General features: G+C 47.2%; 15 protein-coding genes. 12 read left to right on the top strand and 3 right to left on the bottom strand.

What is annotated here, in order from left to right; genetic code table 11:
- Positions 1–107: 107 nt before the first annotated feature.
- The gene (locus WMO65_RS17645) at positions 108–2,273 is read left to right on the top strand and encodes a hypothetical protein (protein ID WP_148393514.1); all 2,166 of its coding nucleotides are present in this window, start codon (positions 108–110) and stop codon (positions 2,271–2,273) included.
- A gap of 2 nt (positions 2,274–2,275) precedes the next feature.
- On the opposite strand, the gene WMO65_RS17650 is transcribed toward WMO65_RS17645, so the two are convergent.
- Positions 2,276–3,670 carry a sensor histidine kinase gene (locus tag WMO65_RS17650; RefSeq protein ID WP_148393515.1) on the bottom strand — a complete coding sequence of 465 codons (1,395 nt, stop codon included), beginning with the start codon at positions 3,668–3,670 and terminating at the stop codon, positions 2,276–2,278.
- Positions 3,667–4,374, bottom strand: coding sequence for a response regulator transcription factor (locus WMO65_RS17655; protein ID WP_148393516.1), 708 nt, complete (start codon positions 4,372–4,374; stop codon positions 3,667–3,669). The genes WMO65_RS17650 and WMO65_RS17655 overlap by 4 nt, the downstream gene beginning before the upstream one ends.
- 216 nt (positions 4,375–4,590) lie before the next feature.
- Between WMO65_RS17655 and WMO65_RS17660 the strand changes: the two genes are divergently transcribed.
- The 7 genes from WMO65_RS17660 to purM all read left to right on the top strand — a co-directional run bounded on the left by WMO65_RS17660 (position 4,591) and on the right by purM (position 10,705).
- Positions 4,591–5,346 (top strand): ABC transporter ATP-binding protein, encoded by a 756-nt coding sequence (locus WMO65_RS17660; protein ID WP_033140812.1) that lies wholly within the window; start codon positions 4,591–4,593, stop codon positions 5,344–5,346.
- Complete coding sequence (locus WMO65_RS17665; protein ID WP_148393517.1) at positions 5,343–6,065, top strand: ABC transporter permease; 723 nt, start codon at positions 5,343–5,345, stop codon at positions 6,063–6,065. Before WMO65_RS17660 ends, WMO65_RS17665 begins: the two co-directional genes overlap by 4 nt.
- The gene (locus tag WMO65_RS17670; RefSeq protein ID WP_148393518.1) at positions 6,062–6,832 is read left to right on the top strand and encodes an ABC transporter permease; all 771 of its coding nucleotides are present in this window, start codon (positions 6,062–6,064) and stop codon (positions 6,830–6,832) included. Before WMO65_RS17665 ends, WMO65_RS17670 begins: the two co-directional genes overlap by 4 nt.
- Positions 6,833–7,120 (top strand): hypothetical protein, encoded by a 288-nt coding sequence (locus WMO65_RS17675; protein ID WP_243128855.1) that lies wholly within the window; start codon positions 6,833–6,835, stop codon positions 7,118–7,120. It abuts the gene before it with no gap.
- A gap of 112 nt (positions 7,121–7,232) precedes the next feature.
- On the top strand, positions 7,233–7,934 hold the full coding sequence (locus WMO65_RS17680) for a metallophosphoesterase family protein (protein WP_306799924.1): 702 nt from the start codon (positions 7,233–7,235) through the stop codon (positions 7,932–7,934).
- A gap of 111 nt (positions 7,935–8,045) precedes the next feature.
- Positions 8,046–9,374: an MATE family efflux transporter gene (locus WMO65_RS17685; protein WP_148393520.1), complete on the top strand. Its 1,329-nt coding sequence runs from the start codon at positions 8,046–8,048 to the stop codon at positions 9,372–9,374.
- Between the two features lie 80 nt (positions 9,375–9,454).
- Positions 9,455–10,705 carry a phosphoribosylformylglycinamidine cyclo-ligase gene (gene purM, locus WMO65_RS17690; RefSeq protein WP_148393521.1) on the top strand — a complete coding sequence of 417 codons (1,251 nt, stop codon included), beginning with the start codon at positions 9,455–9,457 and terminating at the stop codon, positions 10,703–10,705.
- Between the two features lie 76 nt (positions 10,706–10,781).
- Here purM and WMO65_RS17695 read toward each other — a convergent pair whose 3' ends face one another.
- A complete protein-coding gene (locus WMO65_RS17695) occupies positions 10,782–11,783 on the bottom strand; it encodes an NAD-dependent epimerase/dehydratase family protein (RefSeq protein WP_148393522.1) in 1,002 nt (333 codons plus the stop codon).
- Between the two features lie 195 nt (positions 11,784–11,978).
- Between WMO65_RS17695 and WMO65_RS17700 the strand changes: the two genes are divergently transcribed.
- From WMO65_RS17700 to nadC, 4 genes are all read left to right on the top strand, one after another.
- A complete protein-coding gene (locus WMO65_RS17700; protein ID WP_033140819.1) occupies positions 11,979–12,557 on the top strand; it encodes a TetR/AcrR family transcriptional regulator in 579 nt (192 codons plus the stop codon).
- A 136-nt stretch (positions 12,558–12,693) separates the two neighbouring features.
- On the top strand, positions 12,694–13,602 hold the full coding sequence (gene nadA, locus WMO65_RS17705; RefSeq protein ID WP_148393523.1) for a quinolinate synthase NadA: 909 nt from the start codon (positions 12,694–12,696) through the stop codon (positions 13,600–13,602).
- Positions 13,603–13,663: 61 nt separating this feature from the next.
- Positions 13,664–14,977, top strand: coding sequence for an L-aspartate oxidase (locus tag WMO65_RS17710; protein WP_033140821.1), 1,314 nt, complete (start codon positions 13,664–13,666; stop codon positions 14,975–14,977).
- A complete protein-coding gene (gene nadC / locus WMO65_RS17715) occupies positions 14,974–15,831 on the top strand; it encodes a carboxylating nicotinate-nucleotide diphosphorylase (protein ID WP_033140822.1) in 858 nt (285 codons plus the stop codon). The genes WMO65_RS17710 and nadC overlap by 4 nt, the downstream gene beginning before the upstream one ends.
- Positions 15,832–15,898 lie beyond the last annotated feature (67 nt).

Below are 15,898 nucleotides of genomic sequence, written 5' to 3' on the forward strand. Positions count from 1 at the left end.
GCAAAGATTTTGCCAATCTAAAATATCTAATTTTATCTTTTCAACAAAATCAGGCATTTCGCCAAATTTACCAAATTATTTTATTCCATATCTGAAGGAGGTTTTTTATGGTACAAAAAAACATTGTGTGTGAAGGTTTAAGATGCTGTGTGCATTCTAAGGCGGCATTTATTGACTGGTGTATGGAATCCTCAAAAGAATCCCGGAATATGCTGATTCAGGCTATGATGAATGCAGATGGCAGAGAAGGATTTTTCGAGTTATCGCAAATGGGCAGTGTTGTGAAAAAGAGCATACTGTGGAACCAGGAACAGAAGGAGCATGTATTTGATGCCATTATCAGGAGAAAATTGTTAAAACGCGGACAGGAAGAACTTCCCCAGTTACTTGCAGCAGCAGTAGGCCCTGCGCTGAATATGGATCACGAGGAGGTACAGGTGGAAAGTATTCTTTTTCTGGCATATGCAATCGTCAGAAATGAGACGTGCAGAGAAGCCATAATGGAATATGCGGAAAAGGAAGGCGAAACATGTTACGATGCATATAAAAATTCCAGCTACAAAGATTCGGACTTTTTATCCTGGTTTCTCGTGGCTGACAGGCTTCCGGCAAGCATGGCAGTGGGTTTGATTGAACGGATACGCCTGGAAGAAGAAGCTGCAGAGGACAGTGATGCAGATGAGCACAGGCGATACAAAGACCTTACAGAAATTCTGGAAAAGGGTTACCGTAATCTTAAGAACCAGTTAAAAAAAGCAGAATACATAGATGGCTCCATGTTTCAAAAGATAGTTCAGGACAGCAATGATATGGTACATGCCGCGTCGGAGATGATGGTTCTTTTGGTAATAGCTGAAGAATTGGAAATTCCGGTACATGAGGATTATGATTTTTATTTGGGGCTTCAGATTCTTGAATCATATGAAGAGGATCTGGAAACATTGCCGGAGCCGGAAATTACAGAAAACGGAGGCAGAAGACTGCACAGAAATCTGCAGAAGGGTCATCCGCGGATGGAATCCTATTATACCTGCTATTATCTGGATGGGACAGAAACAGAGAGAACTGTGCCTGATCCCGGGACAGTATTTGAATATTTTCATTTGAACCTGCGTATGCTTGCAGGAATTGAGCTGGAGCAGAAAGATATAGACTTTATCTGTTCCCTGTCAGAGGGAATGAAATGGCAGGAGTATAAACAGACATTACTCATAGCAAGCTTGTGTAAATATATCCATAGTCTGCAGCAGTTATGTGAAAAGAATGATCCGGAGGAATACCGCTACCGTCAGCGAAGAGCTGAGAAGGATAGGAAGGAATTCCTCAATAAAATAGAGAACCTGCAGAGCAGGACAGCGTATCTGGAACAAAAGAAAAGGGAATTGGAAAATTGCCTGGAGCAATGTGAAAAAGAGAAAGAAAAGCTGAAGGTGAAGATTCAAAATACGGAGGAAAAAAATGCGCTGGAGCGGGAGGAATTGATCAGCCTGCGGAATTATGTTTTCCCGTTTACACAGACAGGAGGTAAAGGCGCAGGTGTCATACAAACAGAATCTGCAAAAACAGGATGTGAATGGATAGGATGTGTTCAGACAGAAAACGCTCGGACAGAATCCCAGACAGGATGCGCCCAGACAGAAAACGCTCGAACAAAAAGCGCTCAGACAGAATACATCCAGACAGAAAATCCTTCGACAGAAAGCGTTCGGACAGAACGCGTCCGGACAGAATGCACTCGGACAGAACGCGTTCGGACAGAATGCGCCCGGACAGAATGCGCCCGGACAGAATGCGCCCAGGTAGGATGCGCCCGGGCAGGACGTGCACAAGCAGAAAGTGCTCAGACAGAACACGCACAAGCAGAATGCGTACTGCAAGAACGTGCCCGGACTGAATGTGCACAGGAAGTACATTTACAAACAGTGGATTCACAGGCAAAAGCATATCAAAATCACGAAGAATCCCACCGCACAGAAGACCATACAGCGCTGATGAAAGGCGAAAAAATGCTCATAATCGGCGGGCATATAAACTGGCAGAGAAAGATGAAACAATACCTGCCGCGCAGCCAGTTCCTTTCATCAGACAACCTGCATTTTGACAATTCTGTATTACACTGCAAGAGATATATTATCTTCAACACAGATGTGCTGAAACACGGACTGTATTATAAAATAATAGGCCAGAGGAAAAAGGAACAAAAAATTCTATACGTCCATGGCAATAACATAGATAAAATCCTGCAGGATATCAATCGTCAGATCTCATCATAGTATCATTCTGTTCCCGGCACCCGGATAACAACCCGGAATCCGCCGGCTTTTCCATGTGAGACCTCCATGTCTCCGCCATGCACTTCTGCAATCTGCCTGACCAGCATCAGCCCAAGCCCGTGCCTCTGGTTTCCTGTCTCTCTGTCGCAGACCATATAATGGGGGGCTTTCCGGATTTTCTCAAGCTCTTCATCGGTGACTCCGGTGCCATTGTCCTCCACCACGATTCTGCACATCTTTTCTGTTCTCCCCACAGACATGAACAATGTACAGCCATCCGGATTATGCACCTGACTGTTTGTAATCAGGTTAGAAACCGCCCGTTTTAAAAGCCCCTTATCCGCTTTTGCACAGCAGTTCTGCATATCCTCCCCTGCGACCCATTCGATTGGATATTTTCCCTCCAGGTCCAGATTCAGGAAATCCACAGCGGTCTGTCTGACCAGGGAAACTAAATTTACAGTATCCATATGAAGAGGCTGCACATTATACTCCAGTTTTGACGCCAGATTCAGATCATTGACCAGATTCTTCATCCGCAGGCTTTGCTGCCGGATGATTCGTGCTTTCTTTCGCTCCCTTTCCGGCAAATCCCTGTTCTCCTCAATCTGGCTTGCATATCCCAGAACCATAGAGAGCGGCGTTCGGATATCATGGGATACTCCGGCAATCCAGTTTGCACGGGCAGTCTCCTTTTTCTGAAGCTGATAATCCTGATTCCGGAGTTTTTCCGCAGCTTTATTGATGGAAACAGCCAGGTCTGACAGCAGTCCCTTTTCCTTGACATAGACGTCTCTTTCAGCAGGAAGTGCCTCAATTCCCTGTATGACCGGCTTTACAGAACGCAGAACTCCGGAGGTAACGACCATATAAACGAAAAATATAAGGATGAGATTACAGCTTAAAAACAGCAGCACCGTTTTAGGAAAATTTCTGATGAAATTATAGTCAAAGGTATTGGATATTAATTTCCAGTAAGATTTCTTCGGAAAACCAAGCATGATCAAATCATCCCCGTACCCGCTGGTAGTGATGGGATAATCATTGATATACCCTCTGACCGCCATGGCAATGCTGGCTGCTGAATACTGTGTGGGAATCCCCTCCGGAAGATTGCTGCTGTTCCAGAGAATATATCCGGTTTCATTATCCACTAAGATAGCCCAGGCATTTGTCCTGGAAAGGATATCCTCTCCCTGGGCGGACAACCGGTATGTTCCATCCCCGTTCTCAGTAAGGGCAGAGGCCACAGTATCTGCAGATGACCATGCTCCGTGGTTGGCTGCCTGCTTATATGAGATAAGGAGCAGGAGAAAAAAATTAAGGAAAAGCAGCAGCACAAGGGAAAACAGCATGGTTACAATAAACCGTTTGATCAGTTTCAGAATACTTTTCATCGTACGTCCTCCATGAGCAGTTTATATCCCAGTCCCTTGACGGTCAGAAGGGATTCCGGTCTGGATGGGTTTTCCTCAATTTTTTCCCTTATCCGCCGGATATGCGCCATAAGAGAGTTTTCATAGCCAAACGGATTGTCACCCCAAACTGCCTCACAGAGCATATCGATCGTCACGATCCTGCCGGCATTCCGGCTGAGAACCTGCAGCAGTTCAAATTCCTTGGCAGTCAGGGCAATATGTTCCCCGTTCCGTATAATTTCTGCCCGGTCAAAATCCAGGGCACAGGCTTTCAGATACACGAGATTTGATTCATTCCGATAGCATCTCTTTAATATAACATGAATCCGCAGAATCAGTTCTCTGGGCAGAAACGGTTTTACCATATAATCATCAGCACCCAGGCCAAGTCCTGTAAATTTGTCCTCATCCTCCCCGCGTGCGGTTAAAAAAAGGATGGGAAAGTCAGAAAACTCCCGGACCTTTTGAAACAGGGAGAAACCATCGCCATCCGGCAGCATAACATCAAAAATGCCAAACTCAGGATTCCAATCACGGCAGGCAGCCAGTGCCTCCGCCGTATTTTTTGCGGTTTTTATCTGTAAATATCCCTCTTCCTGTAAAATAGAGACAACCATATCAAGCAGCTCCGGTTCATCGTCTACAAGAAGTATTCTTTTTCTTTTCAAATGATCATTTGCCATTGTCTGTACCTCCCTGCAAATATATTTTCCGTATTTGTATCTATTCATCCGGCTGAGTAGCTCCCCGTATCCTTATTATATCAGCAAATCCGCCTGCCCGTGGGAATAATACCGAAATGTAAGGTAAATGTAAGGTTATCAGAATGCAGATGTAAGGTTGGCTTTCTATAATAAAGACAGAAACAAAGAAAAAGAATCCGGAAGGGAGACATGAAAATGAATATTATAGAAACATACCATCTGACAAAAGAATACGCTGACTTTACCGCTGTCGCTGACCTGAACATGCATATACGAAAGGGTAGTGTTTACGGATTTCTGGGACCGAATGGGGCTGGTAAATCCACTACTATGAAAATGTTTTTGGGACTGACAAAGCCTACAAAAGGCCGTTTTACCATTAACAGCAATACCTTCCCCAGAGACAGGATGAAAATTCTCAGGGAAGTGGGGTCTTTCATAGAAGCACCCGCTTTTTACGGCAACCTGACAGGGGAAGAGAATCTGGAGATTATAAGAAAAATCCTGGGTCTTCCGAAATCCAGCGTATCGGATGCTCTGGAGCTTGTAGGGCTGACCCAGTACCGGAAACGCCTTGCCAGAAAGTATTCCCTCGGTATGAAACAGAGGCTGGGGCTGGCCTCGGCGCTTATCGGACGCCCGCCTATTTTATTCCTGGACGAACCGACCAATGGTCTTGACCCGGTGGGAATCCATGAGATCAGGACTCTGATCCGTTCCCTGCCGAAGAAATACGACTGCACAGTCCTTGTGTCCTCCCACCTGCTTCCTGAGGTAGAGCTCATGGCGGATGATATCGGAATCCTGAATCATGGCCGTCTCCTCTTTGAAGGGAATCTGCAGGAACTGCGGCAGATGGCTGACTTTGAAGGATATCCCTCTGACAATCTGGAAGATACATTTCTGGCAATGGTGGAGGAGGATAACAGAAAGAGAGGTGCAGGAAAATGACATCTGCATTGGAGTGGAATAAGCTGAAGCGGACCGGATTCTTTCCCGCATTTCTGGCTGGCGGACTTCTGGCAGCGGCAGCCCCGGTGGTAAATATCGGAGCCCGCCCGGAGAGCTTTGTAAACAAACAGGATTCCCCGGCAGTTATTTTAATGGGAGCCAACTGGCAGCTCATGTCTATGCTGCTGTCTTTTCTCCTTATTATCGGCGCATGTATTATGTACCATACAGAATTTGCAGACAATGCCATGCAGCGCATGGATACCCTTCCAAAGCGTCCGGAGAGTCTGTTTTTCGGAAAATGCAGTGTGCTGTTGGTTTTGACAGCCGGGGCGCTTGTACTGGGAGGTGCAGCTCTTTGGTTCTGCGGATGGAAGTGGTTTTCTGCAGACCGCATCTTTACGACAGAGATCTGGAAGAGCATGGGATTTTCTTTTGCCATGTTCCTTCCGCTGCTCCTCTGTATGACTGCAGTTTCTTCCATCTGTAAAAATATGTGGATATCGCTGGGAATCGGCACGATCTGTCTGTTTATGACTTCCATTCTCCAAAATGGAGGCGGGATACTCTCTTATCTGCCATTTATGATGCCCATGAAGGTATATCCGAATCTTAATGGGGCGCAGGCAGTTAGATGCCTGATTATATCCTGCGGGGAAACGGCAGGTTTCGGACTGCTGGAGATCATCTATTTTAAAATAAGGAGGCATTTCACATGAGTTTTTTATCATTAGCAGGAGTAGAACTGAAAAAGACACGTCGCTCCGGCATCCTCTGGATTTTAGTGATTCCCGTATTTCTCATATGGCTGACTGCTGTGATCAATGCGGATATTAACTTTACCATAGGAAATGAAGGGATATCCCCGGAAAATAACTTTTTCATACAGAGCTTTATGGGATATGCCTGGTTCATGTTTCCTGCAAGTATTGTGATCAGTACCGTGATGCTGGTGCAGACAGAACGGAAGAATAAAGGAATACTGAAGATGCTGGCTCTGCCTGTATCTGCGGCCCGCCTCTGCCTGGTGAAATTTTCTATCCTTCTTTTGCTGGCAGCAGTGCAGATGTTTTTTATGACCCTGGCATATTTTCCAAGTGCGGCGATCGCATCCCGAATCCAGGATTATAACTTCATGCTGCCGGTTATGGATATACTGAGAGAAGCGGGGATCATTTACATTTCCTCCATTCCCATGGCCGCGTTTTTCTGGATGCTTGCTGTCAGTATTCAGACTCCCATTTTTTCCATGGGTGTGGGAATGGCATCTATTGTGCCGTCCGTCCTTCTTATTAACACAAAAATATGGTTTGCGTACCCCATGTGCTACCCGTTTCTCATGGCTGCATCCAGGATGCATGAGCTGGCATCCAATATGGGGACCTTTGCTTTTGAACTGATGCCGTTCATACCTGTGGCAGTGGGTTGCACGGTGGTGTGTCTGTTTGCAGCCTGTATCCGTTTCGGACAGGCAGAGAGGAGATAGATGATGAAAGAAAAACTGTTTACTGCGATAAGTACTGTTTTAATATTTTTCCCGTTTACAATTTTCCCGATTCGATGGAATCCGTGGGCATTGGAGTCACCTGCGGCTGAGATCATTATCCTGGTGTATATTGCGGTGATGCTTGTCGGGGGTATTTTCACGATTACCGCTTACACAAAAGGGAAGGTTAAGAACAATCTGATGAAAATATGCCTGGTAGTGCACGGCGTCTACATAGCCGGAGGCGTGGCTATGCTCGCTATGATGGGAGCGACAAAATTTTCATAAACGAATGGCGGGTGCTTTACAAAGAAAATGATTTCGGATAAGATAAAAGAAATCCTGTAACTGTTCCACCGGACAGACAGTTACAAAATCTAATTAGATGGAGAGCAGCTAAATGAGAATAGCAGTCTTATCCGATACCCACGGGCTTCTGCGTCCTGAGGTGATGGAAATTGTAAATACCTGTGACGTGGTTCTTCACGGCGGAGATATTAACACCCAAAGAATCGTGGATGAACTTTCAAAAGATAAACCTCTCTACATTGTCAGAGGAAATAATGACAAAGAATGGGCGGAACAGATACCGGTATCCCTTCGGTTTGAGCTGGACGGTATTACCTTCTATATGGTGCATAACAAAAAAGAAATCCCCCGAAATCTGACCGGTGTGGATGTGGTCGTATTCGGTCATTCCCACAAATATCTGGAGGAACGAAGGGACGGACATCTCTTCCTCAATCCGGGGAGCTGCGGAAAACGCCGCTTTAACCAGGATATAACCATGGCAGTTCTGGAGACCGGGAACGGAGAGATACAGGTAAAACGCATAGACATTCCCCACACGGATACCCCAGTAAAAGTTCCGGTGGGAACCGATACCCGAAAAGCAGTGGAGAATATCAGCCGGGGAATGAAAAAAGGGGAGAATATAAAAGATATGGCAAAAAAATACGGCTGTTCCCCGGAATTTACCGAACAGGTCTGCCGTATCATTGCCACACATCCCGGTGTGACGGCGGAGGGAATCCTGAATAAGATGGAAGTCAACCGGATACAAAATCCCTCTTGCAAAAATCCTTCCGCTGATATACAATAGCATGAGCATCCGTCTGCCACCGGGTAGACGGAAAATGCCTGAATACATTCCGGTAGGTCATGGAAGGAATGTATTTGGGCATTTTTTTTAAAATCGCAAGGAGACTGGCTTATGCAGAAACAAATGAATAGAGAATTTTACAAATACATATCCTTAAATGTTCTGGGAATGCTGGGGTTGTCCTGTTATATTCTGGCGGACACTTTTTTTATCTCAAAGCGTCTGGGGGCAGATGGCCTGACAGCGCTGAATCTGGCTATTTCTGTCTACAGTATCATTAACGGACTGGGGCTGATGCTGGGAATCGGTGGTGCCACACGTTTTGCTATCTGTCGGGCACAGAAAGAGGTGCAGAAGGGAAATCAGGTGTTCACCGCTTCAGCGGCGGCAGGGATTACGGTGGGGCTGGTTCTTCTGTTCCTTGGTTTTACCGCATCCGATGCTGTGGCAAAAATCCTGGGAGCTGAGGGTGTCATACAGGAGATGACAGGGAGTTATCTGAAGACCATACTGGGATTTGCTCCGTTTTTCATTGTGAACAACATACTCATTGCATTTGTCCGAAACGACGGCAGCCCCCGTCTTTCCATGGCGGCTATGCTGACCGGGAGTTTTTCTAATATATTGCTTGATTATGTATTCTTATTCCCCTTGAATATGGGAATCTTCGGGGCGGCTCTTGCCACCGGGTTTGCTCCGGTCATCAGTATAGGACTCTTGTCTCTGCATTTTATCAGAGGGAAAAACCGGTTTACCTGGAGCTTTGATCAAAGAGCGCTTGGGCGGCGGGTATTGGATATCTGCAGTCTTGGTATATCCGCATTTATCAATGAGCTGTCTTCCGCAGTTGTGCTCATTGTGTTTAATCTGCTGATTCTGCGTCTGGCGGGCAATACAGGGGTGGCGGCTTACGGGATCGTGGCGAATCTGGCCCTGGTAGCTGTATCTGTATTTACCGGTATTTCGCAGGGAAGCCAGCCTCTGATCAGCCGTTTTTACGGGGAGGGCAGGAAAAAGGAAAGTACCGCGGTGCTTTTAAGTGCGGTTCTGCTGGCTGCGGCTGTGGGGATTCTGTTCAGTGCGGCCGCGTTTGCATTTACTCAGAATCTGATTGGGATTTTTAACAGTGAGGGGAATCAGGAACTTGCGGATATTGCCTTTTGTGGACTGCGGCTGTATTTTCTGGGCTTTTGTCCGGCTGGGATCAACATTGTGGCAGCGGCTTTTATGGGAGCGGTGGAGCGTGGAAGGGAATCTTTTGCCATTGCTTTTGCAAGAGGTGTTGCTGCCATCCTGTTTTTCGCCTTTGTGCTGTCTTTTATCTGGAAAATGGATGGTATCTGGCTGGCTTTTCCTGCTGCTGAGGTTTCGACCCTGCTGCTGACGGCAGGACTTTGGAGAAGATATAAAAGAGGGACTCTACCGGCAGTTGAAAAATGAGATGAAATTCAAATATTCCGTTATTGTCCAAAGCGTGGTGCAGGGGTATGATTAAGGCATAAAGACGAGGAGGAAAAGCCATGCTTGACAGCGTAAAAATAGGAGGTTTTATTTCAGGAAAAAGAAGAGAACTGGGAATGACGCAGCAGCAGCTTGCAGACAGGCTGAATATTTCTTTTCAGGCCGTATCCAAATGGGAAAAGGGCAGTACATTTCCCAATGTGGAGCTGCTGCCGGAGCTTTCCGCGGTCATGGAGGTGACGGTGGATGAACTGCTTTCGGGCTGTGAGAAGGACGGTGAGGAATTGTCCTACAGTAAAGCAGGAGTGGATATTGCCTACACAGACACGATCAAAAAAGAGATGGCAAAGCACCTGGAGACAGGAGATAAAAGGGTTCTGAACGGACTCGGGCCGTTTGCTTCTCTCTACGATATTTCTTTTCCGGAGATAAAGAACCCTGTGCTGGTTCTGAAGTCAGAGGAGCCGGGGTCAAAACAGAAGCTTGCCATGGAGTATGGCTACACGGACTCCATCTGCCATGATATGATAAATCATCTGGTCAATGACATTGCTGTCATGGGGGCAAAACCGCTTGCCGTGCTGGATACGATCGTGTGCGGAAACGCGGAGAAAGACACCATCAGTGCTCTGGTCAAAGGGGTATCGGATGCCTGCCGGGAGAATGAATGTTCCCTGGTGGGAGGGGAGACAAGCGTACAGCCTGCCGTGGTGGAAAAGGGGGTATATGTGCTCACCTCCAGCATTGCCGGCATTGTGGAGAAGGACAGGATCATTGACGGCTCCGCCATGGAAGAGGGGGACACGGTGCTGGCCCTTGCATCTAACGGGCTGCACACCAACGGCTATTCCCTTGTCCGTATGCTCATGGACCGGATGCCGGAGATCAAACTGGAAAAGGTGGAGGGTATGACATTTATAGAACAGATCATGAAGCCCCACACGCCTTACTATAAAGCGCTGAAAGGCATAATGGGAAACAGCGGTGTTCACGGCATGGCCCATATTACAGGAGGCGGAATAGAAGGGAACCTGTGCCGGGTGATTCCGGACGGCTTAAGCGCTGTGATAGAGCTTGACAGGATAAAGACACTGCCTGTCTTCCGCTTTATCAGACAGTGCGGAAATATCAGTGACAGGGAAATGCTCTCCACGTTCAACTGTGGTGTGGGATTTATACTGGTGGTGCAGCGGGAGGCAGCAGACCGGATAGCAGCGCATCTGAGCAGATATTATGACTGTTACGAAATCGGCTGTATTCGGGCCGAAAAGCAGAAGATCATAATGGAAAATAAGATAAACTGGCAGTGACAATACAAGGCGGACGGTATCTTCCGAAGGGGTTAGGAAGGCCGTCCGCCTTTTCAAATGGTAAGAGTATGTCATTTTAAAACAGAATACTGTGGCTTTTCTTTTTCATCCAGGTAATTGTATCTGCAATGGTCTGGAACAGATCTCTTGGCTTAAAACCCAGCTCAGCAGTGGCTTTTGTGTGGTCAAACCGGTCATTGCTCTGCAGGGTATACAGGGAATAGCGGGTGTACAGAGGACGGTGTTTTTTTATGTGGCAGATTCCCCCAATGAGAGGCGCCGCCATCTTTGCCATCCACATGGGTAGAACCGGCAGGCGTCTGCCGCCGCTCTGCATTTTTACCATTTTCAGAACATCTTTTATCTCATAATGGCGGTTTGAGAGAATATAGCATTCACCTTTCCGTCCGCGCTCTAAGGCAGCCAGACAGCCGGAAGCCACATCGCGGACATCTACAAAATCATAGCCGCCGTTTACACAGGCCGGAAGACGTCCCTCTATATAATCAGTTACCATCTGTACCAGGTGATTGCCCGAGGTGTCAAAGGGACCTAAAATTCCTGAAGGATGGACAACCACAGCGTCAAGTCCCTTTGGCACAGCTTCCAGTACCGCTCTGGTTGCCTCCGCTTTAGTCTTGGCATAGGCGCCGACCACCAGGTCAGGGGAGAATTTGGTTGTCTCATGCAGGACTTTCAGTTTATTCTGCTCCGGGATCGCATGTACGGAGCTTACATAGAGAAGCCTTTTTACCTTGTACTGCAGACACATGGCAATTATGTTTTTCGTTCCGTTTACATTGACGTCGTATAACTCCGGGGTCACATCCTCAGCGATAGAGATCATGCCGGCAGCGTGTATGACGGCCAGGCTGCTGTGTCCGGTATTTTCAAAAAAGGGTCTTAAGCTTTCCGGTTTCCGTATGTCTCCGTGGAAATACCGGACACCGCGGATATCCGGCTCTGCTTTTCCGGGGAGAAGCAGTCCTCTTACAGGGAGATTTTGTTTTTTCAGCAGACGAACAATGGTGCTGCCCAGGTGGCCGTCTGCTCCCGTAACAAGATATAGTGTTTTCATAAGGAAACATCTCCTTTTTGACACAAATATTTGATGCGCATTCCGGGGTCGGAATATAAACTCAGTTGATTCTCTTTCTATTATTTATTATAATGAGAGTATAACAGGAAAACAATCGGCAGATTTGAGCCATTTGGATGGTTTTTGAACAGTTCAGGCAAAAAGTGTCGGGCATTTGAGAAAGGAGGCCGTCCTATGGGAAAATCAGGCGACCAGAGAACCAGAATGACAAAACAGCTTATCAGAAAAGCATTTATGGAACTGCTTCGCGAAAAACCCATACACAGCATCTCCATAAGAGAGCTGTGCGGTCTTGCAGGTATCAACAGAGGGACTTTCTATGCACATTATAAAGACATTTACGACTTGCTGGAACAGATAGAGGAGGAGATGACCAGGGATATTGAAAGAGCGCTGGAGCCGCTCCTGTCAGTGGAGAACAGGGAATTGACTCCGCTGAAGATCACTACGGAGATATTCCGGTGTCTGAAGGAAAACGCGGATCTCTGTACCGTGACGCTGGGTGATTACGGGGATAAAAACTTTGCTGTACGGCTTCTGAGCCTCGGACGGGAAAAATGTGTGGAAGCGTACTCCCGGTTCTTTGCCATGGCGTCTCCGAAGGAAATAGAATATTTCTATGCGTTTGCCAGTGCGGGATGCATTGGCCTTTTGGAAGAGTGGCTGAGAGAGGGCATGGTGACAGGGGCGGAGGAGATTGCGGCCATGGCTGAGGATATGATGATGTATGGGGTCGGGTGTTTGAAAAAGTAGAGAAATACATGGGAGAGATTGTACATGGTGCAGTCTCTTTTTTGTATGTATTACAGTACAATTTTACAACTGTCTTGTCAGATGTAAAGGAAAGTTGTATAATGTTAAAAATTCGTAAAATCGAGGAGGAGAAACCGTGGATTCCATTTATCGGGAAATCGAGGAACTGAAGAAAGAAAAGGATGCAGTGATTCTTGCCCACTACTATGTGCCGGGTGAGGTGCAGGCATGTGCGGATTATATTGGAGATTCTTTTTATCTGAGCAAGATTGCCACAAAGCTGGAAGCCAGTACCCTGGTCTTTGCGGGGGTAACTTTCATGGGAGAGAGTGCAAAAATCCTGAACCCTGAAAAAACCGTACTCATGCCGGACACCACAGCGGATTGTCCTATGGCCCATATGGCGGCTGCCGGTAAGATCGAAAAAATGAGAGAAGAGTATGAGGACCTGGCAGTTGTCTGCTATATCAATTCCAGTGCCGCACTGAAGACATACGCAGACGTATGTGTGACTTCCTCAAACGCGGTTGAGATAGTAAGGAAACTTCCCAATAAGAATATCTTTTTTATTCCGGATGAAAACCTGGGCAGCTATGTGGCGAAACAGGTCCCGGAGAAAAATGTGATTCTCAATGACGGTTACTGTTATGTACATAAAGAAGTAAAGAAAGAGCAGGTGGAAGAAATAAAACGCTGCCATCCAGGTGTGGAGTTTCTGGTGCATCCGGAGTGCACAAAGGAAGTACTGGAGCTTGCTGATTATGTGGGCAGCACATCAGGCATCATTGATCATGCCACAAAAAGTGATAAAAAAGAATTTATTATCGGAACAGAAAACGGTGTGCTGTACGAACTGCAGCAGAAAAATCCGGACAAAAAATTCTATACACTGCCCGGCGGACAGACCTGTACATCCATGAAAAAGATAACCCTGGAAAAGGTGCGCGACTGTCTGAAATACAATAAAGGAGAGGTAAGTGTGGACGACAGCCTCCGCAGAAAGGCCAATGTGCCTCTGAACCGGATGCTCGAGACCGCAAAGTAGTGTAACCCGCACTGCCTTTGTGAAACGGCAGGCTGCGGATGGAAAGAAGGTTTAGGAGAAAATGAAAAGAGAAAAAACAGATATCGTGATCGTGGGAACAGGTGTTGCGGGGCTTTTTGCAGCTCTTCACCTGCCTAGAGAGAAACAGGTTCTGATGCTGACAAAGGATGACCTGGAGAACAGTGATTCTTTTCTGGCTCAGGGAGGCATCTGTGTGCTGCGGGATGAAGAGGATTATGATGCATTCATGGAGGACACCCTGAAAGCCGGACACTATGAGAACAGGAAAGAATCCGTGGATATGATGATCCGTTCCTCCAGAGAAGTGATAGAGGAGCTGATCGCCTGTGGTGTGGATTTTAACCGCAGAGATGGGGAACTGGCTTATACCAGGGAAGGTGCCCATTCCAGGCCGAGAATCCTGTTTCACAAAGATATCACAGGAAAAGAGATCACAAGCAGGCTGCTGGAAACAGTCCAGAAACTTCCCAATGTAAAAATTTTGACAAGGACAACCATGATTGATATACTGGAGGAGAATAACCGGTGTTACGGTATTGTGGCACGCCGGGAGGACGGCAGTACATTTGGAATCACAGCCCGGGATACAATCTGGGCCTGCGGCGGAATCGGCGGGCTTTATGAGCATTCCACCAATTTTCCTCATCTGACAGGAGATGCCCTTGCTATTGCGCTGAAGCACGGCGTTGAGCTGGAGCATCCGGATTACGTACAGATTCACCCTACAACCTTATATTCCAAGAAACCGGGCCGCAGATTCCTTATATCGGAGTCCGTGCGCGGGGAGGGTGCGAAATTATACAATGCCAATATGGAGCGTTTTGCCAATGAGGTGCTTCCCCGGGATATTCTTGCAGACGCCATCCACAGGCAGATGGAGATAGACCACAAACCCTATGTGTGGCTGGATATGCGCCCCCTTGGGGAGGAAGAGATCATGTCTCATTTCCCCAATATTTTTGAGCGATGTCTGGAGGAAGGGTATGATGTGAGAAAGGAATGTATTCCTGTTGTGCCTGCCCAGCATTATTTTATGGGCGGTGTAAAAGTGGATCTGGACAGCAGGACTACAATGGAAAATCTTTACGCGGCAGGAGAGACAAGCTGCAACGGCGTTCACGGCGCAAACCGCCTGGCAAGTAATTCCCTGCTGGAGAGTCTGGTGTTTGCAAAGCGTGCGGCTTTGCGGATCTCAGAGCGTGAGCAGCAGGAGAATGGAGAAATATGCCGGGAAAAGGCAGCCATGCTTCTGACGAAAGCGGAGAGAGAAGGCTTTCCGAGGCAGGAAGAGCTTCAGAGGATGTACGGAGAGAGCGTTTTGAAAGAAATCGAAAGGGTGAAAAAAGCGGTATGAATCAGATTACAATGAAATTAAATGCAGACCATTTGATCATGCAGGCTCTGCAGGAAGATATAACCAGTGAGGATATTACCACCAATGCGGTAATGCGCGGGGCATGCCCCGGCGAGGTGCAGCTGATCTGTAAGCAGGATGGTGTGATAGCCGGACTTGATGTTTTTAAAAGAGTCTTTGAGCTTCTGGATGAAAAGACAGAGGTGGAGTTTTATGTAAATGACGGTGACCGGGTGAAAAACGGTCAGCTTATGGCAACGCTTCACGGAGATATCCGGGTACTTCTCTCCGGTGAGCGTGTTGCTTTGAACTATCTGCAGAGAATGAGCGGGATCGCCAGCTATACAAGGCAGATCGCGGATCTGCTTGCAGGCAGCAAGACAAAACTTCTGGATACCAGAAAGACAACGCCGAATATGCGTGTTTTTGAGAAATACGCAGTAAAAGTGGGCGGCGGATATAATCACAGATATAATCTGTCGGATGGTATTTTATTAAAAGACAATCATATAGGGGCAGCAGGAAGTGTGACAAAGGCTGTGGAAATGGCAAAAGAATATGCACCTTTTGTGCGTAAGATTGAAATAGAAGCAGAAAATCTTGATATGGTGAAGGAGGCCGTGGAAGCAGGGGCTGATATCATCATGCTGGACAATATGACACCGGAGATGATGAAGGAGGCCATCCGAATCATTGACGGAAGGGCTGAGACGGAGTGTTCCGGCAATGTGACCAGGGAGAATGTGGAAAGGCTTGTATCTATCGGCGTGGATTATATTTCCAGCGGGGCGCTGACGCATTCCTCACCGATTCTTGATATTTCCCTGAAAAATCTGCATCCCGTGTCCTGTTAGCGGCAGGTGCAGCGGGCCGGCTTTGGGAGTATGAAAGGAAGCACCGCAAAAGGACAGCGAGAAAGGA

It is taken from the genome of Blautia caccae, assembly GCF_040095955.1.
Lineage (GTDB): Bacteria > Bacillota > Clostridia > Lachnospirales > Lachnospiraceae > Blautia > Blautia celeris.